Origin of the sequence: Arenibacter sp. S6351L (assembly GCF_023016025.1) — a bacterium.
Taxonomy (GTDB): domain Bacteria; phylum Bacteroidota; class Bacteroidia; order Flavobacteriales; family Flavobacteriaceae; genus Arenibacter; species Arenibacter algicola_B.
In genome coordinates this window covers 109,506-134,127 of sequence record NZ_JALKBB010000010.1, presented here as the reverse complement: position 1 = coordinate 134,127, position 24,622 = coordinate 109,506, and the positions used below count along the sequence as shown (strand labels likewise).

Below are 24,622 nucleotides of genomic sequence, written 5' to 3'. Positions count from 1 at the left end.
TTCTTTGTAATTCCAAGTAGAATTGTTCAATTATCTAAAATGAATTGATTACCAATTTTATCTCATGTTTACCAGGCTCCAGCCTAACCGAACCAAAGGCCGACGCCACTTTCTTCCCGTTGTGCATTAGCTCTTTTCCAGGTGCGGGGGCCATTTCAAATTCGGCGACCATATTGGCGGGGATTTCAATAGTATATAATTGCAATCTAGGATTGGTGTAGGTGTAGCTTGCTTTTATAGTTCCTTTAATGGTGGGGACTTCAATACTGCTGTTCTTTAAATCGCCCATCTGCGGTTTAATGGACGCTATGCCAAAACCTGGGGTTTTGGGTTGAATTCCCCATAGTCCACGCGGAATGGCGTTGGCAGGGACCGCCCCCCATGCATGGTTCCAATCCAGATTATTCTTATACTTTAAATCCCAGGCTTCCAAGGTGATGGTAGAGCCGATACGGATCATATTGTACCAACTTCTGTCACTGGTATCGGTCAATAGATCTAGGGCATAATCTTCCGCGCCCGCATTGTACAGGCCATCCATTAAGTATTGTGAACCATATACACTACAGGCCATTCCCCTCGATTTTACAAATTCAACTACCGAACCTATATGTTCTTTGGGAACCATATTGAATGCCAAGGGCATCATGTTGGCATGTAAGGAGGCGTGGTCCGTACCGATTCCATCAATATAAATTCCTCTCTTGGCATCGAACATCTTTTCATTAAAGGCTTTCTTCGCTTTTAAGGCCCTTAATTTAAAATCCAATGCTTCTTGTGTTTTGCCCAGAACCATGGCAAATTCGGCCATTATTTTCATGTTCTGGTAGTAAAATGCATTCACCACGGTATTGTAATCCTTAAAAACGTAACCGTCGCGCTCTCCTTTGTTATTGGGATCTCCACCCCAGCCCGCAGAGGGCCAATCCACTATATCCCTAAAGGTTTCCTTCATGGTCTTTGGAAATCCAAGCTTGGCCATTAATTCCGGGGTCATCTTGGTTGAGGTTATCAGGCCATCTTCGTTAGCGAGCTCATAAAGGGTTTTATATTTTAGCTGATCGTAGTATTTCTGTATGAGTTCTGTGTTGCCCGTATACATATAATCGGCATAAAACATAAGTGCCACATGCTGTTGCCATTCGGTAGGCCATGTAGGATGTTCCATAAAATATTCAATGGTCTGTCTGGCTATGGCATATTCTCTATCGGTAGTATAATGGCTCAATTGGTTCAAATAGGCATCGGCCTCATATGGAATCCGCTCGCGGTCCCCATCTACGTAAAGCCCGTTAAAGGTAGTGGCCTTTATAGAGTACTTACATAAATCCCAAACCTGATTCAAAATATCATTGGAACTGCTAAAACTGCTGGAATCATCCTCCCAGTAACTATGATAGGCAAGTTGTGTAAAATTGTCAGCGGTCAAGGGTTCTTGGGCCCCTTCCACTTCTGCGTATCGGAAAGGCATTAAGACCGGGAAGCCTTCAGGTAAAGGAAGTGCTTTGCCCGGCAGGGTGTTTCTTTTGTCCGGTTTGATCTGAAGTTGATATTGGGTTTGTTTGGGCGTCACCGGTACCTTGATTTCTTGGTACCTGATATGGCTCTTTTCAAAAGGTTTTCTGTTAATGCTATTACCCTCCAATTGTTCCCCGATTCGGAAAGTAAGGATATGATCGGTTTTGGCATTATAGGTAAAATCAATGGTAGCGAAGGCCGCTTTTCCAAAATCTACAAAATAGGTGTCCCCTCTTTTTTCGAATAGGACCGGTTTTATTTTATCTATTTGAAAACTGTTCGGTGTTGTAATGGTTGCTTGGGGACTGCCCATAGTAAATGGTTGGGTTTTGGAATATCTTGATAGTCGATTGTCCTGGTCCCAAATACGTACTTTCCAGTAGTAGGTCTCCCCACTTTTTAGCTGGGTTCCTCCGTGTTCTATTTCCGTTGAGGCATTGGATCTTATTTGTCCACTATTCCAAACATCACCAATGTTGTTATTTATTTTTTCTTCGGATGAGGCTACCAATATTTGATAGGCCGATTGGGTAACAGCGCCTTCCGGTACTACCCAGCCGTATTCTGGCTTGGGATCAATAATGCTAACCCCGGCGGTGTTTCTTATCCATTCTACAATTAAATTGGCAGGTCCTTTGGAATAATCATCGGATAGTTCAAGTATAAGGCTGTTCGTTTTCTTTCGAAAGGATTCAAGTTTATTGGCATATTTTGAATCTTTCGCAAGGTTGTTGATTTCCTTGGGATCGTCTTTTAAATTATAAAGTTCCTCATAGGACTGATCGTTTACATAGCGGAAGTATTTCCAATCTTTGGTTCGTACCCCTTCACTGGGAGGTATATTCTCAAATTCCCAAAGATGTTCTATCAAAATGGTATCGCGCTCAAAATCGGTTTTGGGATTTTTAATGATCGGCATTAGACTTTTTCCCTGCCATCCCTTGGGTTGTTCCAAACCTGCCAAATCTAGAATGGTGGACGGCACATCAACGTTCAATGCCAAGGCATCGTTGTCCTTCTGTTTTTTTAAACGCGGGTCGAACACAATTAAGGGCACCCGTATGGAATTATCATATAACAACCATTTTCCGGCAAGCTGACGTTCTCCCAAAAAATAACCATTATCCCCCATTAAAATGATAACCGTGTTCTTATCGAGCCCTTTTTTTCTTAGTTCCTCCCTGATCTTGGCAATTTCACGGTCAATACCCGAAATCATCCTATAATAGCCCTTTACGCTATGTTGGTATTTTTCGGGAGTGTCGTACCGCCAAGTCCATCGTAAACGGTTAAATCCGTCACGTACAAATTTTGGTTGAGCTTCAAAGTATTTGTCTTCGCCCAGTTCTGGTCCGGGCATATCCATGTTCTGAAGCAGCAAATCCGACTCCTGTTGCCAAAAATATTGATCTTTGGCCGAGTCGTGGGCATGTGGCGCACTAAAACTTAGGGAAAGACAAAATGGGGTATCGGTATCGGCTTTCGCAATAAAGTCTATAGCCTGTTGACCCGTATATCGGGTAAGGTGTACCGTATCTTTGCCTATGGTTTTGTAATAATACCCGCGCCTGTCGTTATACTGATTGTTTCGGTCATAGGATTCATAAGTATGGAACTGTTTTTCTAGATCATCATACCTAACACCGTACTTTCCATAAAAGCCGGTGTAGTATCCGTTTTTTTTCAAGATGGTCGGATAGGAGTCTGCCATATAGGATTCTCGAATATTTCCCGTCTGGAAATTAAAGTTATGGGTACGCTCATATAGGCCGGTCAAAATGCTTGCCCTACTGGCCGCACAGATGGGGGTGGTTACAATGGCATTCTTGAAATAAGTGCCTTCCTCGGCCAATTTATCCATTTCCGGAGTGGATATGAGTTTGTTGCCTGCATAGCCCAAGGCATCAAATCTTTGGTCATCCGTTAAAATGAAGATAATATTGGGTTTTTTAGTTTGCTGTTGTTGCGTTGCTTTTTGTGCTTTTAATGGAATGGCGCAAACGAAAAGGAGTATTACAACAATAATTCTAACTTTCATCAATCCGTGTTTTTTGTTTTTAATCGGCAAATAGGATTTGCCCATAGTTATTTGGTTCATAAATTAAGATTTATCAAGTCTAATTTCAAAAGAAAAAGTAGTTTTCCAATGAATTGGAAATGTTACTCCAGATTTAAAAAAAAAACGGAATTACTTCCATAGAAATAGACTTTATCAAACTTAATCTTTATATGCCCATTACCTATCCTGTGCTGTCCTGTCCGTAGTGAAAATTATTTTTATTTTGAGGTTGGAGTGGGGGAGTTGATTCCCTATGGACCATAAAAAAAAAGGGATGAAAGTTTTGAATTTCACCCCTTTTTCCAAGTCTTAATTTTTTATGCTTAAGCGCTACCTAACAATTAACGGTCAGGTTCAAATCTTCTAAAGAGAAGAAATTTTCAATACTATAAGTTCTTCAATTTTATATTTCTATATTCCACCTTCATGGGTGGCCCTACGTGTACCTGAACTCCCAAATGACCTTTGGACGCCCGGTTAACGGTGTCATCGTCGATTACCTCGCTCATTAGAATACCATTAATGTAATGCTGTAATTTGTTTCCTTTGATGATAAGGTGGGCTTCGTTCCAATCTTCACTTTTGATCTTTGTCTTTAGTTCGTCCGAATCCCCAAGTGATTCCAAAACTTCCCTGCTCTGCCAAGCATTCTTCGCCACATTGGCCCTTAAAGATCCAGGAGTATCCGGATTTTCTTGGGACGTTATTCTTGCTTTTTCACCACGATAGGCCAGAGTAGCTCGCTTTTTCTCTTCGTAGTTCTGTCCGGTATATCTGATTTTACCGTCTATATCGGCCTGATACCCACGTAATGCAAAGGGAATGGTGTCGATTTTTTCACTTCGGTAATTTATACCGCTGTTTCCAGCTTCCGCTATGCGGAATTCGAGCTTCAGTTCAAAATCTGCAGGTTGTCCGCCTTTCCAGATAATAAAGGTATTGTTCTTTAATAAGGTTGTGGGGGTTACCTCTCCTACAAGATTGCCGTTTTCTACCCTCCAATAATTGGGGTCTCCTTCCCAGTTGTCAAGCGTTTTGCCATCAAATATTTGTACAAATCCATCCTGTTCTGTTGTGGCCGCTGCCACTTCCTGCTGCGGTTTATCTTCTTTTTTCTCTTTGCAGGATTGTAGGCCTACAATGGCAATCAGCACTAATATAAGTGGCTTAAAAGTTCTTTTCAAATTCATGTTTTATTGTTTAATAGGTTCGTTGTAATAAATGTTAAGGCCGTCTTTTCCGGCCACGATAATATCTTTCATTCCGTTATTGTCCACATCCGAAACACTAAAGTAGACTCCGGTTCCCTTTCCATGGCCATAGGGGCCATAATCTATAACTTGTTTGCTAAAATTCTCCCCGTTCCACTTGAAATAATAAAGTCCAAGGTCATCGTTACCGCCTGGGTCTTTTCCATTATGGGCACGGTAACGCTTACCAGTTACCAGTTCATTTTCCCCATCCCCATCTATATCGGTCCATTCCATACTGTGGTACTGCGAATTGTATGGGTCTATGGGGTGCTTTATCCATTGGGTTTTTTGTTTCTTGGTTGCGGGTTTTTGTTCGTACCAGAATAGGCCGTAATCATGTCCTTGACCAACAATAAGGTCCGAAAGGCCATCCTTGTTTACATCGGCAACTATTATGGGAACACTTGCAGTGCCCAATTCAAATTCCTGATGTAATTTCCATTCCCCCGTAAAGGTATTCTCGGGTGCTTGTAACCAACCTTTGGAAACAATGATATCTGTAAGTCCGTCGCCGTTTATATCACCAAACCCAAGGCCATGTCCGTGCGGACCTAAAATGGAGTGTTTGCTAAAACTTCCTACACCTTTTTTGTTGGCATTCAACAGCAATCTATAAATTACCAAAGAGTCATTGGGAGTATTGGGAATTATTTCCACGATACCGTCCCCATCCAAATCCCAAGTACGGCTGCTCTCTATGTTACCTGCTTCGGCTATCAAATGTTCCTGCCATTCACCTCCATCCCCAGGGTTTTGCTTCCATACCAATTGTTTCCCGAACCAGCCACCGGTAATGAAGTCAGTAAGTCCATCCCCGTTAACATCCATAGGAATGGTAGAAAAATCGTCATAGTATTCCCCATATCTTTTTGCCGATCCTATATAGTGCCGGGTTTGAAAATGGGGTCCTTTGTACCAATAGGCTCCTGAGACAAGGTCCAGTTTGCCGTCGTTGTCCACATCGAACACCCCTGCGGTTTCGTAACTTTCGGAAGCTATCTGTTGCTTGGTAAATTTTAAGGGTTTCTCCTGTGCAAAAAGGAAAGTGCCTGTTAGTAAAAAGACAGCGCATATTAAAAACGCTGCACCGTTTAAGTTAATAGCGTTTAACATAAACGGTGCAGGTCTTTTTAACCTGTAAGGACCGGTCAAAGCAATTGAATTAGCCATTGCTAGTTGTTGGCCTCTTTTTCTGTATAAATTGGATTATCAGGATTTCCACCGGCAACCAAATAGGCCAATAGGTCTTTCACTTCTTCTTCGTTGAGCCTATTGATGGTTCCGGGAGGCATCCAGGATATTGTGGAAAGCTTGGTGCTTACCACTTGGTCCTTGGGTACTTCCCTCGTTTGATCCGGTGCATAGGGATTTTGCGAGACAATATAATTTTGTTCAGTCTCGTTCATCAATCTTCCTACGACGGATTTTCCGTCCTTTAAGGTATACACTGTGGTATTGTATTGGTCCGAAATTACATCGTTGGGTTCAATAATGGCCTTGAGTATATCCTGGGGCGAAAAGCGGGTCCCCAATTGCGTTAAGTCCGGGCCAATATTCTCTCCTTCACCTTGCATGGAATGGCAAGTGATACAGGTGGTAGCCGCAAACATACTTTTTCCGTACTCAAAATCCCTCCCTTTGAGGCCATCGGCCAACAAGGGTTCTATATCTTCCACTTCCCAATTGTGGCGTGGGCCTTTGGGCTGTACGGTCGTAACTGCCAGATCATTGCCCGAGCTGGACAATAGGTCGGCACCGGACATCTTATCGTAATATTCAAACTTATCCTTAGGGACATGTGTCAATGCCTTTTTCCTGGCCTTGTCAATGAAACCGATATAGCTTCTTCCCGCCTTATAGGAAAAGGCCTTGTTGAACCACTTAAAATACTTTTCACGCAGTTCCGGAGTCCATCCCTTATCAACGTCCTCCAATACCATTCCGTAATAGGTATGCTGGGCAGGAGGCATGTTTTTCAGGGTTAGGGCTATATCCATTCCATATTGTGGATTTCTCAAAATAAGATCCGAAGCCTCGGTGGCCGTATTGGCCATCACATCCACATTTTCCCCTGAATTGGATTCCAACAGGGCCAAAGTTTTATTGGCTACGGTAGGGTCGTCCAAATAGGCCAGTGTTTTACTAAGCATTTGGTTCAAGACATCTGTAGTTGCCGGATACTGTGGCGAAAGATAAGCAATGACCTTGTTCTTAACCGATGAGCCTGGAATCCCAAAACGGGATAGGGTCAGTTCAAATGCTCTTAGGTGGTCCACTTGCTGTTGCGATGTTAACTTGGAATAATCTACGCCTAAAAGGGCATTGAGCATCTGTTCTTGCTGGGCTTTATTCCCATGTCTGGCTAGGGCTATAATTCCCTGTGCCAAGGTAACCGGATCCTTTTCTGAAAGAACCTTAGCTTGCCATTCCTTAACTGGCTGGTGCTCTACCGCAATACGTGCGGCATATTGGATAAATCTATCCGCGTTGTTCAGATACGGCCAAGCAAAGTCGACCGCGCCACTTTTTGGACCTGTATGGTATTCCTCCAACTGTCTTCTAATCTTATTCCCTTCGGTAAGTTCGGATGCCTTATTGGCAGGCGTTACGTCCTCAGTTCCTGTATAGTGAACCCTGTAAAGGTCGGAATCCAATCTTCGTCCTCCGGTCATGAAATACATGGCACCATCCGGGCCAATGACCCCATCGGTCAAAGGAAGCGGGATCCCTGATAAAAATTCCTCCCTCTCCCCGTCATAGGAAGATCCATTGGCTTTTAGGTGAATAGCATAGATGATACCGAAACTCCAATCGAAGGCATAAATGCTCTTTTGGTATTTTTCCGGAAATTTCGCTCCCCTTCCGTAAACCACATTGGTGGGAGATCCCTGACCAATATTTACGATAGGAGGAAGGTTGTCCGGATATGCAGGAGACCATTTTCCGTTCCCCGTTCTCCAACCAAATTCGCTACCGCTGGTGACATGGCAGATACGGGTAGGACGGTACCAAGGCAAGCCCAAGTCCCATTCCATGTCCGAATCGTATACGAACATGTCCCCTTCATCATTAAAATCCAGATCAAATGGATTCCTGAAACCGGCACTGATCAACTCCCAGTTCTTTCCTTCCGGGTCTATTTTTGCAATCCAGCCCCCTGGAGCACCGCGGTCATTGGCATGGCCGCGGGGATCCTTTACCTGGGGGAAAAGGTTGTCGTCCTGCCAAACATTGGGCAGGCGATAAGTATCCATTTCCGGAAGATCGGTATGATTTCCAGCAATAACGTATAAAGACTCTCCATCAGGACTTAAAACAATACTATGTGGGCCGTGCTCACCTGCACCGTTCAATGCCTTTAACTGGGTGATCTTGTCATATTGGTCATCGTTATCCGTATCCTGCAAACGATAGAGCCCACTGCTCTTCTCGAATTCATCATTGCCGCGATGATTCACCATTACATATAGACTATTGAAAGCGTAGAGCAATCCCTGGGCATAACCCATTTGAATGATAGAATCGGCTACGGCCTCCCCTGTCTGTATCTTGAGTTTTTCAATCTTTGGCGTCAATACTTCAGACCCAATAGCAGGAAGTTCCAGGCGATATAGCGCACCGTATTGATCCGCAGTGATCAGTCGATCCTTGTTGTCGAAGGCCATGGCTACCCATGACCCCTGATCGTTATCGGCCGGACTGTACAGGTGTTCCGCCTCAAAACCGGGCTGTAATTTAAGCTTAGCCAATTTTGGAGGGAGCTCCTGGCCACTTGCGGTTTCCATTTTCTTGTTGTCCTCACAAGAAACGGACAAAAGCATTGAAAAAATAAGTACGGCAATTAGTCTGGTCATTATCTTTTAGTTTTTAATTATGTGTCTAATATAATTAGAAATTAGGATTTAATGACGATTCTGCGGCTGGAAGTGCGTACCGTTCAGAAATGTTGGTAAAAGCATTACCTCTTGGTTCTGCACCCACAGGGTAGTAATAGTCTATTGGATTGGCTTTTATTTTATTCCCATGGGCTGTTATCACGTCTATGGCGCGACCTGTTCTTACCAAATCGAACCATCTTTTGTTCTCAAATGCAAGTTCTACCCTTCTTTCATTAAAAATGGCCTCTCCCAGATCTCCGGAATAATCCCCTAGACCAGCGCGATCGCGCACCATTTTTAAGTAGGTGTCCGCACCGGCCTTATTTTGTTCCTCGAGCGATTCGGCCAATAATAGTAATACTTCCGAATAGCGATATACTGGCCAGTTCATACCATGGTTACCGTTTAATGCATGTGGCTCCACATACTTCTTGATGATAGGGTAAACCCCATTTTCCCAAAAACTCTCACTAGCCGTGATGTACATAATGGAGGCATCTTCCCTCAAATCCCCATCTTCATAGGCTTCAATGATATCGGGCGTAGGTATATTGTTCCCTTCCCCGTTAAGTGGTTGTGGATTGGATGTTCCAGTTATTGAACCTACTTCTTCGGCAGTAAGTGGTCTTGGTAGAAAGTTGTATAAAAAACTTCCGTTAAGTCCGTCTGCACCTTCACGATATTGGATTTCAAAGACAGACTCCATATTGTTTTTATTGTCGCTATTCCCGGAAAAGGCATCTTCATAATTGGGCATTAGCATGTATTCCTCACTGTCTACAACTTGCTGTAACACAGTTTCAGCCTCGCCCCATTGCTTACGCACTACATATACATTGCCCAAAAGTGTTTGGGCAGCACCGGAGGTTGCCCTACCAGGCTGTTGTTGGGATTTAAGGGGCAATAAGGGAATGGCCGCTTTGGCATCCTCGATAATCTGTCCATAAAGCTCATCTTCAGAAGCAAGGGGTAAAGCAGCTCCTTCACGGTCTACTACGGGTTCAAGATGCAAAGGTACACTACCAAAAAACTGTGCCAAGTCAAAATAAGAATAGGCCCTTAAGAACAGCGCTTGCCCTTTTACGTTCGCTTTCACAGCTTCATCTATTTCAGCCTCATCTATAGTTGCCAAAATCTGATTGGCTCTGGCAATAACTTCATAATAACCAACATAAACATTATATACATGGGTATTTGCAGTAATACCTCCATCGCTAGGTATGGAGTGGTCGGCAATATCCTCTTGGTTGTCAGTAGCTCCGAAAGCGGTGTTACGTGCATAATAGGTATTGTCCGAGTGCATTTCGGCTAAATAGGGCTTGGATGCGTTGTTGATGTTCCTTAAGGGAACATATGTCCCGTTGATGGCTTGTGTAAAATCCTCTTCCGTTTTAAAGAAAGTGGGTACACTTAACGAGTCTTCTGGGAAAATCGTTAATTCCTTGTCACAACTGCTTGCCAGAAAACCTAACATTGCTGCGATAAAATAGAATATTTTTTTCATTTTTTCAGTTTTAAAATTTGTCGAAAGTGAAATATTTTTAGACATAATAGTTTTCGATTTAGAAGTTTAAATTTAAACCTAAACTAAATATACGTGGAACCGGATATCCTGAAATATCTACCCCGGAGGCAAGGTTTCCACCATCTCCCTCTCCATTGTTCTGTACACTAATTTCAGGGTTTGGTCCACCCCAATACTTAGTGAATATGTGTACGTTTTGAATTGATCCATATACTCGGGCCGATTTGAAATACTTGTCCATTTTAGGGATAGTAAACCCTAAGGTTATGTTACGAATATTGAAATAGGAGGCATCCGCCACAAAACGGTCATTGATCCAATCCCTTTCTATACCGGTAACATTACCGCCACCTACGGTAGTTCCATAAAAGCCCCTTCCTGGATTTTCAACGGATCTAAACCTGTATTTAACATCTTTTAAAAGATTGAACACCCCATCCAAGTTGGTGGTACTGTACAAATGTCTAACCAACAATTCATTACCATAAGAACCGGTACCCACTACGGAAAAATCGAAATTACCGTAATTAATGGTGTTGGTAATACCATAGGTGAAATCAGGGAATGGACTGCCCATTACGGCGCGGTCGTCAAAATCTCCTCCATTCGTGATTATTCCGTCACCATTAACATCCAATAATTTAATACTACCTACTGTAGAACGACCTGGAACTTGAGGTGAGCTGTCCAAGTCTTGTTGGTTTAAATAAACCCCATCGGACAGATGCCCATAAAATTGACCAAAGGGTTCTCCTACCTTGGTAATGTGCCATCCACCTGGACCATAGACCCTGTCAATTCCATCGGCCAAAGCTACTACCTCATTTCTGTTGAAAGAGATATTGGCGTTGGTGGTCCATTTGAATTTACCTGTGGTATTCACGGTATTTATACCAAATTCATGACCCCAGAACTTAATTTCACCAATGTTATCGCTAAAATTGGTAAAACCGGATTCCCTTGGAACTTGCACATTGTAAAGTAAATTGGTAGTGTTCTTGGTATAATAGTCATACACAAAAGATACCCTATCATTAAAAAGGCTTAAATCCAATCCAATATCGAACTGTTTTGTGGTTTCCCATCCCAAATTGGAATTGGATAGGGAATTAACCGCAGAACCTGGTGCAAAATCATTGCCAAATACAGCATTCACCGTATTGTCGATCAAGGCGTATTGGGTATAGTTACCTATATTATTGTTACCGGTAACACCATAACTAGCACGCAGTTTAAGAAGTGAAAGAGATTCCACATTTTCTAGAAAAGCTTCGTCGGAAGCGATCCAACCTGCAGATACCGAAGGAAAGGTACCCCATCTGTTATCAGACCCGAATCTTGACGATCCATCACTACGAATAGAGCCTGTCAATAGATATTTTCCTTTGTAATTATAGGTAAGCCTTGAAAGAAAGGACACTAAACTCCATTCCTGTACCTGGTCGAAGGTGCCGCCTCTATTAATGTTTGCTGCTCCCTGAATATTCGGTAATCTATCATCGGCGAAATCGCTGGCAGCAACTCTATTTCGGTCCATACGGTATTTTTGGTAAGTAAAACCTCCCAACAGAGAAAAAGTGTGGTCACCAATGCTTTTGTTATAATTGACCGTGTTTTCGTTCAACCAAGAAAAAGTGGTCCTATCGTCCCAAACTGCCTCATTATTGGTCGGAATGGGACGGTTAATGGCATAGGTGGCATTGGTTGGACTGAAGTATTCATATTGTTCATTGTACAATTCAGCGTTTAAACTGGATTTAATGGTAAGCCCTTCTATTGGCTCATATTCAATATACGCATTGGACAAAAGATTTACCTCCTTGGTACCGTCTGTAATTCTTTCTGCGGAATTTAACCAGTTGGCATAAGAGAAAATGTTACCAGTATTTGCCGGAAAGCGATTGAATTCCGTTCTGGTCCCATCCTCATTATAGATAGGCATGATGGGCCAAGTGTGCAAGGCATTGAAAAGAAGCCCTGTACCCCTACTACCATCTGTTCTTGGAATATTGTCCAAGATGTAATTTGGTGCTATATTCACTCCAATTCGGACCTTGTCCGATAAGCTATAATCCAAATTAGCCCTTAATGAATATCGCTTATAATCCGAACTTAAGACCACACCTTCCTGATCAAAGAAGCCTAGAATCACTGAGGTTCGCAACTTTTCTTTGTTGGAAGTAATGGTAAGATTGTAATTGGTCATTGGAGCAGTTCTAAGCATAGCATCGTACCAATCGTTGTTCTGGCCCTCATATTGGGAAGGGTTCTGGAAGATATCTGGAACAGGATCGCCCTGATCTTCATAGTATTCCTTTTTAAATTGGGCGAATTCAACGGCATTCATCATTTCTATCCTTCCTCTATCTGGAACGCTCTGCATACCGGTGGAAACATTTAAACTTACACTTGTTTCACCGGCTTTTCCACTTTTGGTGGTAATCAAAACAACACCATTGGCTGCCCTTGAACCATAAAGGGAAGTGGAAGCGGCATCTTTCAAAATAGAAATATCCTGAATTTCATCCGGATTTATATTGTTGATCCCTCCGGAAATAGGGAAGCCATCAACCACATACAATGGGTCGCTACCTCCAGAAACGGATAGTTGCCCACGAATACGTACCGACATACCCTGTCCAGGCTTTCCTGTACTCTGATTAATCTGAACCCCTGGAATCCTACCCTGTATTTTTTGGGTAATTTGGGAAACCGGAATATCGGCAAGTTCATCGGCCTGTATGGTAGATACCGACCCTGTTACCTGTCTTTTGATCTGGGTACCGTAACCCACAACAACTACTTCATCAAGAGCAGCAGCATCTTCGGCCATGGTTACGTCTAATTGACTTTTTCCGTTAATCGGAATTTCTTGGGCTGTAAAACCAATGTAAGTGAAAACCAAAGTGCTGTTCGCACTGGGAGCAACAATACTGTAGTTTCCGTCAAAATCTGTTACCGTACCCGTTGTTGTACCTTTTACAACCACGTTTACCCCCGGCAAGCCCATCGAATCGTCTGCAGATACCACAGTACCGCTTACCGTTACATCTTGTGCCTGCATTGTAATGCCATAAAGCATAGTTAAAAGGAATAGGAATTTCCGGGAAATCCTGTAAATTCTTCTTTTCATAATCTTGTATTATTTAGTTTAGTTTAATTAGTAATCCTTAAAATAGTCACAAAAAATTAAGGATTATTCAAATATATGGATGTGAATTTCTATAACTGTCCTGTACTGTACTGGTTCGAACTGTTAATTTTTTAACATGTCTGATAATGATTAGTCTGTTAAATTTTTAACATGCACATATAGTATTCAAACAAGTTTATTTAGTATCAACTAACATTTTTTATTGCCGATCCCAAAAATGTTCAATAACTAATAATTCATTGACTTGAAGCGCGATGAAGGAGGTTGAAAACCCAGGCCTGGAATGTTTGATCAGTATCCAAATATTTGATTTTTAATAAGACATGACCCTATAGTTTTACAAACACTTGTGCTAATATAAAATGACCAATTCTTGGTAGGTGTCCAATGATGTATTGTAGCCTTGAAGAGCACGTCACTGAAATTGCCGAGAAACAATGGTGTTCAAAGATTTCCAAGGTTAATTAAGATTGTATTGAAGAACACATTATTAAGTGTATTTAGCTGGTTGCTAGATGTTTTATGGCCAGGAAGTTATTGTTCTTTGTAATGGCTGAACAAATCGCGGAAAGGTATTTTCCTTACCTCATTCTCCGGATTGTAATCTGGGTTGACTGTTGGCCAGTACCTTTGTTCTACATTTGTTTTTAGCCAGTCCATCAGTTTTTTGAACAAGGCCTCCCGTAAAACGGTCTTTGTAGTGGCCAAATCGTTTTTCTCAAAGGGGTCTTCTTTAATATTGTAGAGATGGAACCTACCGTACCAATCAAATATTAATTTGTAATCTCCATCCCGAATTGCAGAATGTGGTGTTAGGGCATATGGCTCGTAAGGACTATTGTAAATTACATTAAAAGGGTAGTGCCAGTAGTGGGTTTCCTTGCTATACGCCTTCTTACTGTTTTCGGGGTCTGAAAGTAGGGGCAGGACACTTTCCCCATCAAGCTTGTTGGTCTTGGCAATAGTTTTTGCATCATAACCCGTAGCTTCCAAAATTGTGGGATAAATATCGGTGCAATCTACGGGTACGTCTATCCATTGCCCTTCTTTAATCTTTCCTTTCCATCTAAAGATAAGGGGCACCCTAATACCACCTTCTGTTACGCAGGCCTTTCCCCCTAAAAACGGACTGTTGTCCGTGCCTTCACCATTTGGGGTAATTTTAGAATCGATACCTCCGTTATCAGACATGAATACCACCAAAGTATTTTCGTCCAGGCCGGTTTCTTGAAGTTTTTTTAGAATTTCACCTACTGATCTATCCAAACTTTTTATCATGGAAGCGTAGACTGGATCTTTATGACCATTCCATCCTTTGGTAGGCTTGTTCTCAAAATAAGCAACTTCATTTTCTTTGCCCTGATAGGGGGAGTGGATGGCAAAATGTGAAAAATAAAGGAAAAAAGGCTGCTCTTTAAGTTTTGATCTTTTATCTATGTAATTTAGGGCCTGAACCGTCAAGTCGTCCGTTAGGTAATCCTCATTGGTCTCCTGACCGGAATCGCCTATTTCCGAATGTTCCTGTGGCATTTTTGGAAAGCGGGTCTTTTCTTTATTATCCCAGCTTTTTTTCCAATTATAATATACCGAGCCACCAGCGTCGAACCAGGCCAAGGGTTCAAACCCTTGGTCCGCAGGCTGGTATCCCTGTGCTCCGAAACCACCTATGTGCCATTTGCCAATAAAGGCAGAGTGGTAGTCCTTTAATGCCTCGGCTATTGAAAGTTCGTCCTTACCTTTATCATAAGAATTTCCGGTAGGTACTGCGGAATTGGAGGTGCCATTGTTCAATGCCTGCTCTATCAAAATATTATCTTTATGTTCCAATACATCATGGGCATAATATCCGTCAGGGACTGGTAAATTTTGATTGTAATAGGTTTCTCGCGGGGGCATGGCGGTTGTAAAACCAAGTCTACCTGCATATTTTCCCGTCATGATACTTGCTCGGGTCGGAGAACATAACTGGTTGGCATAGGCCTGCGAGAAGGCAGTGCCTTCTTGGACCAATCGGTCAATGTTGGGTGTTTCATAATACATTTTGGAGGCGTCTTCTCCAGAAAATTTTTGGGCATAGGCCTGACTGTCCATAATACCATAATCATCCGCCAATATTAAAATTATGTTGGGTCTGGTAGAAGTCGCTTTTAGCTTGGACTTATCTTCCATTTTGGATTTGCACCCCATAAAAAGGATTGATAAAAAGCAAAAGACTAAGGTTTTGAAATGTGTCATATTGGTTGATTTGGAATAGTTTTAAAATATATATCCTACATTTAGTTTTTGGGCCCTGCTTTAGTTAGCCTTACCGGAACCGCCAAAAAAAACCTGAATACCCATAAGAGACCTACTCTTTGTTGGTCAGTTCTAATTAAAGGTTAAACTTACGTTGGTTATTTTAGGGAACTATCCTGTTGTATGCTGTTAAAAGGCAATAAGAAGTAACTTCATAGCTTATGAGGACCAATTGTGGTTCAAGATAATCGGTGTCCATTGGAAAGTTTAGTTGTTAATTTTGATAAGGGAGTTTCCTTAAAGGTCTTAAATGGAATTCCGGTCTATAAAATTAAACGGGTTTTTAATCTTTCCTTTTTCCTTGTTCAAGATCATTCTGGAGGCGGTTTCCCCCATTACCTTAAAATCTGTAGAAATAACGGTAATTCCGAGCAGTTCTTTTAAGGGCGTGTCGTTGTAGGAAATAACCCCTATCTCAACGCCTAAAATAAACTCTTTGTCCCGGATCTGGTTCACCAAACTTACCAAGTCGTTTTCTTCTATGGTAATAAAGAGATCTCCCTTTCTGAGGATGATGTCATCAAAAATCTCATCTAGAACCTCGAAATCTATTTTGTGCTCCACGCAAAATTTACGAAAGCCGTGCAAAATTCTTCTGGGATAAGGATAAACAGCATTTTCGGGATAGACCAGAATCAATTTTCCATATCGCGAGATCTTTGGCAACCCTTCTTTTAGGGCATTATAGATATCATTCTCAAAATCTTGATAGATTTCAATAAAATCCCCTTCAATTTCAAGTTTATTATTGTCCATCAAAACTAGTTTGTTCTTGGGAATCATATTGATGGCCTTAATGGCTTCATCGGTAGAACTAATGTGTTTAAGATCGTCTGTCTTAAAATGTGGCATAATGACGTAATAATCGTATGCGTTGATGTTCTTCTCTATTAAATTTACAAACAGGGAGTTGTCACAATGGTAAATGTGAAGATCCGTATGGGAGTTGCCCCCTATGGTATTTATAAACGAATTGTAAATGCGCATTTTATAGGCGCTCAACTTATTTATGAGGAAAAGAATATTGACCTTGGATATAAGTTTTGTCCTGGTTATGTAATAGCCTTTTCCCCTAATAGAGGTAATTATCTTACGTTCCTTTAATATCTGATATGCTTTTTCAACCGTATCACGTGAAAGCAGAAATTCCTCACTAAGGCTATTGATGGAAGGAATTTTATCATCGATCTTTAGGTTGCCATTGGAAATGTTGTTGATTACGGAATCTACTAGCTGCCTATATTTAGGGATCCTGGAATTTTCATCTATTTTGAGGTATTTGAACATATCTAAGCTAATCTATAATAATGGTAATATAAAATAATAAGTCTGCCGCTTTTGTTTATTCTTCAATAATAAGCTATTTAATTTTAAATTTATTAATAAAATAAAGCTCTTTTGGTTTCAGGAAGGTTGAAAAAATTAAAAAAAAATACTGGTTGCAGTACAGTACAGGATGCATACAGGAGAACTGTGCAATACTTTAGCAATCATAAAACTTTTGAAGCTATTAAATTATGAATCATTCCGTAAAGAATTTTAAATACGTTAATTATCTCTGGGAAGAGAGCAAGGCGGAGGCGCTGGGCGACGATCAGGTAGAACTGTTTCTTTATAGGTCCAATATTTTAGGGGCCGATCTTCGAATCACCAATTATGGTGGAGGTAATACCAGTTGTAAGACCGTTGAAAAGGATCCTCTGACCAATGAAGAGGTAGAGGTAATGTGGATCAAGGGTTCCGGTGGGGATATAGGTACTTTGAACAAGGCCGGTATCGCGGGATTATATACAGAACGATTAAGAAACTTGAAAAACGTTTATGGAGGTCTTGCGGATGAGGATAGAATGGTAGGTCTTTTTGATCATTGTATCTACGATCTGGAAAGTAAAGCTCCTTCCATAGATACTCCCTTGCACGGCCTACTTCCCTTTAAACATATAGATCATTTGCATCCCGATGCCTTGATAGCGGTAGCCGCGGCCAAGGATAGTGAAAAGGTGACCAAGGAAATTTGGGGAGATACCATGGGCTGGGTGCCATGGCAAAGACCAGGATTTGATCTAGGCCTGCAATTGGAAAAATGTTTGAACGACAATCCCGGTATAAGGGGGATTGTTTTGGGAAGCCACGGACTTTTCACCTGGGGGGATACCTCTTATGAGTGCTATATGAACAGCTTGGAGGTCATAGAAATGGCTTCAGAGTACATAGCTAAAAAGATTAAAGCAAAAGGCAGCATTTTTGGAGGACAAAAAGTTAAAAGCCTGCCCCAAAAGGAACGCGCTGAAAAAGCTTCTCAATTAATACCATTGTTAAGGGGACTTTGTTCTTCCGAAAATAGAATGATAGGACATTTTTCGGATAGTGATGTGGTCTTGGAGTATATCAATAGCAATGACTTGGCGCGCTTGGCGCCAATGGGAACTTCCTGTCCCGATCACTTTCTGAGAACCAAAATACAGCCTTTGGTATTGGATCTGGATCCTAATGAGGATCTTAGCGATGACAAAGCCGTATTGAAAAAACTGGAACCGGCCTTTGAGGCATACAGACAAGGGTACAAAGACTATTATGAGACCTGTAAAAAGGACAATAGCCCGGCCATGCGCGACCCTAACCCGGTTATTATAATTTACCCGGGTATAGGAATGTTCAGTTTTGCAAAGAACAAGCAGACTACGAGGGTTGCCAGTGAGTTTTATATTAATGCAATAAACGTAATGAGGGGCGCGGAGGCCATAACGGAATACACCTCTTTGCCAAGACAGGAAGCTTTTGATATTGAATATTGGTTACTAGAGGAGGCCAAATTGCAACGTATGCCGAAAGAACAGCCCTTATCCAGAAAAGTAGCGTTAGTTACTGGAGCAGGTGGTGGTATAGGTAAGGCCATTGCTGATAAATTGGCAAAGGAAGGTGCCAATGTGGTATTGACAGATATAGCCGAAGATCGATTGAAGGAGGCCGTGGGTACCTATAAGTCGGATACTGCCAGTTATGCGGTTTGCGATGTTACCAAAAGTGAATCTATTGCGGAGGCTTATAAGAAAGCTTGTTTGGAGTTTGGCGGTGTGGATATTGTAGTGCATAGTGCAGGACTTGCCATTTCCAAACCATTGGAAGAGACCACCGAAAAGGATTGGGATATTTTACAGAATGTTTTGGTGAAAGGTCAGTTTGAACTTGCCAAACAGGCAGTTGCCATATTGCGCAAACAAGGTTTGGGAGGAGATTTTATAAGTATAGCCAGTAAGAACGGTCTGGTTTCCGGTCCAAACAATGTGGGATACGGGACCGCCAAGGCAGCACAACAACATATGGCCCGCTTATTGGCCGCTGAATTGGGCGGAGACAAAATCCGTGTCAACACAGTAAACCCGGACGGGGTTATCGTGGGCAGTAAGATTTGGGAAGGCGATTGGGCCGAAGGTAGGGCCAAAGCCTACGGTATTACCGTGGACGAACTTCCTGCACATTACGCCAAAAGAAATTTATTGAACGAAATTATTTACCCAGAGGATATTGCCAACGGTGTTTTCGCCTGTGTTGCAATCCTGGATAAGACTACGGGCAATATAATAAATGTTGATGGCGGTATGGCCAATGCATTTGTAAGATAGTTAGTAAGTTAGTTTGAGTTAGTTTTTTTTAAGACCTGTCAGGGTAGAGTACCAATTTCTGACAGGTCTAATTCTAATTGGGAATATAATGAGAATAGATAAAGAAAAAATACAGGAAAAGAACCAAAAGGATTTAAAATCGCACCAGGAAAAATTCGATTTCTTGTCGAATGTTCTTGTAAAGGATGGTTGTAATGTCCATGATATTATCAATAAATTAGCGGAATTTCAAGTAGCAATTCCAAGTTGGGCCCTGGGCGCAGGTGGAACCAGATTTGGGAGGTTTTCTTTTCAGGGGGAACCGTCCACATTGGAGCAAAAAATAGATGACGTGGGTATTTTACATGCCCTCACCCAGACGGCCGGTGCCATTTCCCTGCATATTCCTTGGGACATACCACAGGATTATGAAGCCATAAAACAGTTGGCCACTTCACACAACATCGTTTTTGATGCGGTAAACTCCAATACCTTTCAAGATCAAAAAAACGCAAAGGAAAGCTATAAGTTCGGTTCGCTGAGCAATAGGGAGAAGGCGATAAGGGAACAGGCGGTCCGGCACAATTTGGATGTTATTGATATAGGCAACAAATTGGGTTCTAAAAGTCTTACGGTATGGTTGGCCGATGGATCCAATTTTCCGGGACAGAACAATTTTCAAAATGCTTTGCAAAATACCCAGGACAGTCTAAAGGATATCTATAGGGCCTTGCCGGAGGATTGGAAGTTGTTCATTGAATACAAACCCTATGAGCCAAATTTTTACAGTACCGTAATCCAGGATTGGGGAACCTCCTTCATGTTGGCCAACGAATGTGGCGATAAGGCATATACCTTGGTCGATTTGGGACATCATTTGCCCAATACCAATATTGAGCAGATCGTTGCCACTTTGATGATGAAAGGCAAATTGGGCGGTTTTCATTTTAATGATAGCAAATACGGGGATGATGATATTACCGTAGGCAGTATTAAACCTTATGCCCTCTTTTTAATTTTTAACGAATTGGTCTATGGGATGAACAATAATCCCCAAAATCCATACCCGGCATGGATGATAGATGCCAGTCATAATATAAAAGACCCCTTGGAGGATCTGATCCAATCTTTGGAAGCCATCCAGGAAGCATATGCCAAGGCACTTTTGATAGATCAGGACCAATTGAGAACGGCACAAATGGAAAATGACGTAGTTCGCTGTCAGGAGATACTTCAGAATGCCTATCGTACAGATGTAAGGCCTTTGTTGCAGGAAGCAAGACGTAAGAGCGGTGGTGCACTTTCTCCCTTAAATGCCTATCGTTCACTTAAGGTGAGGGAAAATTTGATCAACGTAAGAGGTAAAAACAGCATAGCTTCCGGATTATAATATAATCAAATGAAAGAGAAAGTAACGGCTGTATTCGATATAGGAAAGACCAATAAAAAATTCTTTCTATTCGATAAGGATTTTCAGGAAGTGTATAGGGAATATACGCGCTTTGAGAATATTAATGATGAGGATGGTTACCCAACTGAGGATTTGGAGCGATTAAAAACATGGTTGAAGGAGGTTTTTGACAGGATATTGGATGCCCAAAAGTATGATATTACCTCCATAAATTTTTCGACCTATGGTGCCAGCTTGGTGCATTTGGATGAAAATGATGAGGTGTTAACACCACTTTATAATTATACCAAGGAGATTCCTCATGATATTATAGACTCATTTAATGAAAAATATGGTCCGGAACTGGATTTTGCCGTAGCTACGGGTTCCCCAGTTTCCGGACTGTTGAATTCGGGAATTCAGCTGTACTGGCTGAAACATACAAAACCCGAAATCTATAAAAGAATCAAGTACTCCCTACATTTGCCCCAATATTTAAGTTTTGTCTTCACGGGTATACCGGTAAGTGAACATACCAGCATTGGCTGCCACACGGCGCTATGGGATTATACTAAAAAAGATTATCACGATTGGGTCTATCAAGAAGGGATCGACAAAATATTACCCAGGATCGTTTCTACCGAGACCAGTATCAATATGAACTATAACGGCAAACGAATTAAGATAGGTGTGGGGATACATGATAGCTCTGCGGCATTATTGCCCTATATACGCAGTGTTAAAAAGAAGTTTATATTGGTTTCCACAGGCACCTGGAGCATTGCTATGAACCCCTTTTCGGAAGAAGCGCTGAAAGATTCGGATATTGATAAAAATTGTATCAATTATATGCGGATCAATGGTAAGGCAGTGAAAGCCTCAAGTTTGTTTCTTGGTAATGAATACAAGGAGCAAGTTAAAAAGCTGTCCGAACATTTTCAGGTTCCAGTGGATTTTCATAAAACTGTCCCTTTTGATCACGATATATACCTGGAGATCCTTGAAAACTTTGAGCATATGTTCAAATGGACTAGCATTGTGGATAGGAATATGCCGCCAAAGACCAAAATACCATACGAAAACTATGCACACGCCTATCATCAACTAATGGTGGAACTTGTTTTGCTGCAAGTGGAATGTATTAAAACAGTTAGTGGGAAGGATAACATTGAGAAGTTATATATAGATGGAGGGTTTTCGGATAATGACGTTTACATTCAACTGATATCGCACTATCTAAGAAATATGAAGCTAAGCACTACGGATTCCTCTTTGGGATCTGCTCTAGGTGCGGCACTATGTATATCGGACGTAAGATTGAACTCCAAATTCCTTAGAAAGAACTACGCATTAAAGAAACATGTGCCCTTTATAATTCAATAATTAGTAGCATAAAGAAATTTAAAAGATGATGAACCTACTTATTTTTTTTTGACCTTAAGAAGTTAATCATAATAGTATATTTAACCAACCACCATAACCTAAAATAATAACCAACCACTATGAGCCAATTTAATATAGAAGAAGAAATAGAGGATATAGCAGGCGGAGAATTTGAGCGCGTACCAGTACCCACATCCAAACTGAAAAGTTGGAAGAGTTTTCTTGGGATGTATGCAGGGGAACATGCCGCAGGAACCGAATTTGTAATTGGACCTTTGTTCCTGACAACAGGGGTAAGTGCCTTCGATCTTATTGTAGGACTTCTGTTAGGGAATCTCTTGGCCGTACTCAGTTGGCGTTTTCTGACAGCAGAAATTGCCGTAAAGTACAGGTTGACCTTGTATTGCCAATTGGAAAAGATCTGTGGCAAAAATTTGGTTACGGGTTATAATTTGGCCAATGGAGTGCTTTTCTGTTTTTTGGCAGGTTCCATGATCACGGTTTCGGCTACAGCTGTGGGAATTCCTTTTAATATGGAAATGCCCAAGCTTACGGATACCATGCCCAATGGTATGACGTGGGTTATTATTGTTATTGCCCTTGGTGCGGTAATTTCATTGATAGCCTCCAAAGGCTACGAAACTGTTTCCAAAGCCGCAAACTGGATGTCCCCTGTGATAGTACTGGCATTTTTGGCCTGTGGGATTGTGGCTTTAAATCAGTTGGGGGTAGGTAGTATATCGGAATTTTGGAATATATGGGGTGAGGGTTCCGATCCTTTTCCAGGGCAGATCAAATATACCTTCTGGCATGTTGTTATTTGGTCCTGGTTCGCCAATGCAGCCATGCACGTGGGAATGTCCGACCTATCGGTATTCAGGTTTGCGAAAAAGGCAAGTAGTGGATGGACCACGGCAGCGGGTATGTATGTAGGGCATTATATGGCTTGGATAGCAGCAGCGCTGTTATATGCCGTTTATTTAAAATCACCAGAAGCCCAGGGGCTCCTAGCAAATGGAGAGGCACCCACGGTTGCGCCGGGACCATTGGCTTACAATGCCATAGGTGTCTTTGGAATAATTGCTGTGGTCTTGGCAGGATGGACTACAGCCAACCCAACTATATACAGGGCAGGACTGGCATTTCAGGCCATAGTACCTAAACTATCCACTTTTTGGGTTACCATAATTGCCGGGACCTTGGCTACAGTAGCTGGCCTTTTTCCGGCCTTTGCGATGAAATTACTTGGTTTTGTAGCCCTATACGGGTTTATATTGGCTCCTTTCGGTGCCATTATCGTGTTCGAACATTTTTTCCATAAGCAGGCAGGAATCGTTAAGAATTATGCCGAAGTGGCAAATTTAAAATTTAATAAAGCCGTGTTTTTTGCGTGGGCTATAAGCTTTGGACTGTTCTATTTTATATCCGTTCAATTTGATGTATTTCTATCCTTTGTTACCTTACCGGCATGGCTCCTTTGCGGTGTGCTGTTTTTGGTCTTTAGCAAAAGGATGCAAAAGAGTTGAATTAATGCTATAGGGGTTCCAAATAACTTGGGGAGCCTAGTCGAGGAATTCGATTATAAATTTAAATCTCCCTCTTAAGGCATTACCAAGATGTTTGCTTGAAGTGGTGTTTGTATAAAAAAGAGCTATTGGCTAAGAGTGTTGTTTCACACCTTGACCAATAGCTTTTCTATAGTTTCTTAATAATTTCCGAAGCTCCGGACAGTTTTATTTTATGGATGACGGGACTCCCTTTATATCTCAATTTGCTGGCACCTGAAGCATCGATATCTATGGTTTCGGAAACCGAAAGATAAGCATCACTTGCCCCGGATAATCGGATATCCAATGCCTTGACCAATAAATCGTAGTTCTTGAGTGTGCTTGCCCCCGATAGGGAAACGTCCAGTTTGTCAACTTTTCCAAAGAGGTCTATATCGGCTGCTCCACCTGCTTCCAATTCCAGTTGTTCCGAATCCAATTCCCCGGTAAATTCGGAAGCCCCCGTTAGTTCAATGGAGACATCTGAAGCCACCAATTCAGATTCCAAGCTAACCTTGGAAGCACCGGATAAATCAAAATCGGTAATCCTTTTGGTAACAATGTACGCATTCAAGGTTGGGTTTCCCCTTATGCTTGTTAGGTTCCTTAACCTGATACCTAAGGTACCATTTGTCATTTCAACTACAATCTTATCATGTAGATTCTCATTTGCCTCAATCTCTATCTTTTCTTCCGTATCCGAAAATCGGACATAAATGCTGAAGGCATCCGAGACTTTTAAAGCGGAGTAGCCGGTAATATTCACTTCCCTAGTGGTAATTTCTCCCCGTGCCCTAATTATTTCATGGTCACAGGATGAAATAAGACCGAATAATAAAATAAGACTTATGTAAAAAGATTTTGTTTTCATTTACTCAAGATTTTATGATTGATGTTTTAAAGACAACCAAACAGATAAAAGGTTGCATTTTTTAGATTATTTATTTTTTTATAGGAGGCACTTTTTTTCTATGAGGGAAATCTTGAAGTTTTGTTTTGTGTAAATAAGTACTGGAAG

Annotated in this window: 13 protein-coding genes; 4 read left to right on the top strand and 9 right to left on the bottom strand. The window is 41.6% G+C overall.

Translation table 11 applies throughout. The features are described from left to right. Positions 1-34: 34 nt before the first annotated feature. From MWU82_RS10675 to MWU82_RS10640, 8 genes are all read right to left on the bottom strand, one after another. Positions 35-3,616: a sulfatase-like hydrolase/transferase gene (locus MWU82_RS10675; protein ID WP_247096354.1), complete on the bottom strand. Its 3,582-nt coding sequence runs from the start codon at positions 3,614-3,616 to the stop codon at positions 35-37. A gap of 347 nt (positions 3,617-3,963) precedes the next feature. After that, positions 3,964-4,767, bottom strand: a complete 804-nt coding sequence (locus MWU82_RS10670; RefSeq protein WP_247096353.1) for a DUF1080 domain-containing protein — start codon at positions 4,765-4,767, stop codon at positions 3,964-3,966. A 3-nt stretch (positions 4,768-4,770) separates the two neighbouring features. Next, complete coding sequence (locus tag MWU82_RS10665) at positions 4,771-6,000, bottom strand: VCBS repeat-containing protein (RefSeq protein ID WP_247096352.1); 1,230 nt, start codon at positions 5,998-6,000, stop codon at positions 4,771-4,773. A 2-nt stretch (positions 6,001-6,002) separates the two neighbouring features. Continuing rightward, complete coding sequence (locus MWU82_RS10660; protein WP_247096351.1) at positions 6,003-8,684, bottom strand: c-type cytochrome; 2,682 nt, start codon at positions 8,682-8,684, stop codon at positions 6,003-6,005. Positions 8,685-8,718: 34 nt separating this feature from the next. Next, a complete protein-coding gene (locus tag MWU82_RS10655) occupies positions 8,719-10,212 on the bottom strand; it encodes a RagB/SusD family nutrient uptake outer membrane protein (RefSeq protein ID WP_247096350.1) in 1,494 nt (497 codons plus the stop codon). A 58-nt stretch (positions 10,213-10,270) separates the two neighbouring features. Then, positions 10,271-13,366 carry a TonB-dependent receptor gene (locus tag MWU82_RS10650; RefSeq protein ID WP_247096349.1) on the bottom strand — a complete coding sequence of 1,032 codons (3,096 nt, stop codon included), beginning with the start codon at positions 13,364-13,366 and terminating at the stop codon, positions 10,271-10,273. Positions 13,367-13,921: 555 nt separating this feature from the next. Then, positions 13,922-15,574: a sulfatase gene (locus tag MWU82_RS10645; RefSeq protein WP_247096348.1), complete on the bottom strand. Its 1,653-nt coding sequence runs from the start codon at positions 15,572-15,574 to the stop codon at positions 13,922-13,924. Positions 15,575-15,928: 354 nt separating this feature from the next. Beyond that, positions 15,929-16,969: a GntR family transcriptional regulator gene (locus MWU82_RS10640; protein ID WP_215946810.1), complete on the bottom strand. Its 1,041-nt coding sequence runs from the start codon at positions 16,967-16,969 to the stop codon at positions 15,929-15,931. Between the two features lie 230 nt (positions 16,970-17,199). Here MWU82_RS10640 and MWU82_RS10635 point away from each other — a divergent pair, with 230 nt between their 5' ends. From MWU82_RS10635 to MWU82_RS10620, 4 genes are all read left to right on the top strand, one after another. Next, on the top strand, positions 17,200-19,305 hold the full coding sequence (locus tag MWU82_RS10635) for a bifunctional aldolase/short-chain dehydrogenase (protein ID WP_247096347.1): 2,106 nt from the start codon (positions 17,200-17,202) through the stop codon (positions 19,303-19,305). Between the two features lie 88 nt (positions 19,306-19,393). Next, positions 19,394-20,674: a TIM barrel protein gene (locus tag MWU82_RS10630; protein WP_247096346.1), complete on the top strand. Its 1,281-nt coding sequence runs from the start codon at positions 19,394-19,396 to the stop codon at positions 20,672-20,674. Positions 20,675-20,683: 9 nt separating this feature from the next. Continuing rightward, positions 20,684-22,057 carry an FGGY family carbohydrate kinase gene (locus MWU82_RS10625; protein ID WP_215946813.1) on the top strand — a complete coding sequence of 458 codons (1,374 nt, stop codon included), beginning with the start codon at positions 20,684-20,686 and terminating at the stop codon, positions 22,055-22,057. Between the two features lie 119 nt (positions 22,058-22,176). Then, the gene (locus MWU82_RS10620) at positions 22,177-23,583 is read left to right on the top strand and encodes a hypothetical protein (protein WP_247096345.1); all 1,407 of its coding nucleotides are present in this window, start codon (positions 22,177-22,179) and stop codon (positions 23,581-23,583) included. A gap of 169 nt (positions 23,584-23,752) precedes the next feature. On the opposite strand, the gene MWU82_RS10615 is transcribed toward MWU82_RS10620, so the two are convergent. Next, positions 23,753-24,475, bottom strand: coding sequence for a head GIN domain-containing protein (locus MWU82_RS10615; protein ID WP_215946815.1), 723 nt, complete (start codon positions 24,473-24,475; stop codon positions 23,753-23,755). Between the last annotated feature and the right edge of the window lie 147 nt (positions 24,476-24,622).

Excerpts from the sequence above, each read along its gene's own strand:
- MWU82_RS10655 (WP_247096350.1), bottom strand. The coding sequence starts at position 10,212 with ATGAAAAAAATATTCTATTTTATCGCAGCAATGTTAGGTTTTCTGGCA.
- MWU82_RS10650 (WP_247096349.1), bottom strand. The coding sequence starts at position 13,366 with ATGAAAAGAAGAATTTACAGGATTTCCCGGAAATTCCTATTCCTTTTA.
- MWU82_RS10625 (WP_215946813.1), top strand. The coding sequence starts at position 20,684 with ATGAAAGAGAAAGTAACGGCTGTATTCGATATAGGAAAGACCAATAAA.
- MWU82_RS10645 (WP_247096348.1), bottom strand. The coding sequence starts at position 15,574 with ATGGGGTGCAAATCCAAAATGGAAGATAAGTCCAAGCTAAAAGCGACT.
- MWU82_RS10615 (WP_215946815.1), bottom strand. The coding sequence starts at position 24,475 with ATGAAAACAAAATCTTTTTACATAAGTCTTATTTTATTATTCGGTCTT.
- MWU82_RS10670 (WP_247096353.1), bottom strand. The coding sequence starts at position 4,767 with ATGAATTTGAAAAGAACTTTTAAGCCACTTATATTAGTGCTGATTGCC.
- MWU82_RS10660 (WP_247096351.1), bottom strand. The coding sequence starts at position 8,684 with ATGACCAGACTAATTGCCGTACTTATTTTTTCAATGCTTTTGTCCGTT.
- MWU82_RS10620 (WP_247096345.1), top strand. The coding sequence starts at position 22,177 with ATGAGCCAATTTAATATAGAAGAAGAAATAGAGGATATAGCAGGCGGA.
- MWU82_RS10630 (WP_247096346.1), top strand. The coding sequence starts at position 19,394 with ATGAGAATAGATAAAGAAAAAATACAGGAAAAGAACCAAAAGGATTTA.
- MWU82_RS10635 (WP_247096347.1), top strand. The coding sequence starts at position 17,200 with ATGAATCATTCCGTAAAGAATTTTAAATACGTTAATTATCTCTGGGAA.
- MWU82_RS10640 (WP_215946810.1), bottom strand. The coding sequence starts at position 16,969 with ATGTTCAAATACCTCAAAATAGATGAAAATTCCAGGATCCCTAAATAT.
- MWU82_RS10675 (WP_247096354.1), bottom strand. The coding sequence starts at position 3,616 with ATGAACCAAATAACTATGGGCAAATCCTATTTGCCGATTAAAAACAAA.
- MWU82_RS10665 (WP_247096352.1), bottom strand. The coding sequence starts at position 6,000 with ATGGCTAATTCAATTGCTTTGACCGGTCCTTACAGGTTAAAAAGACCT.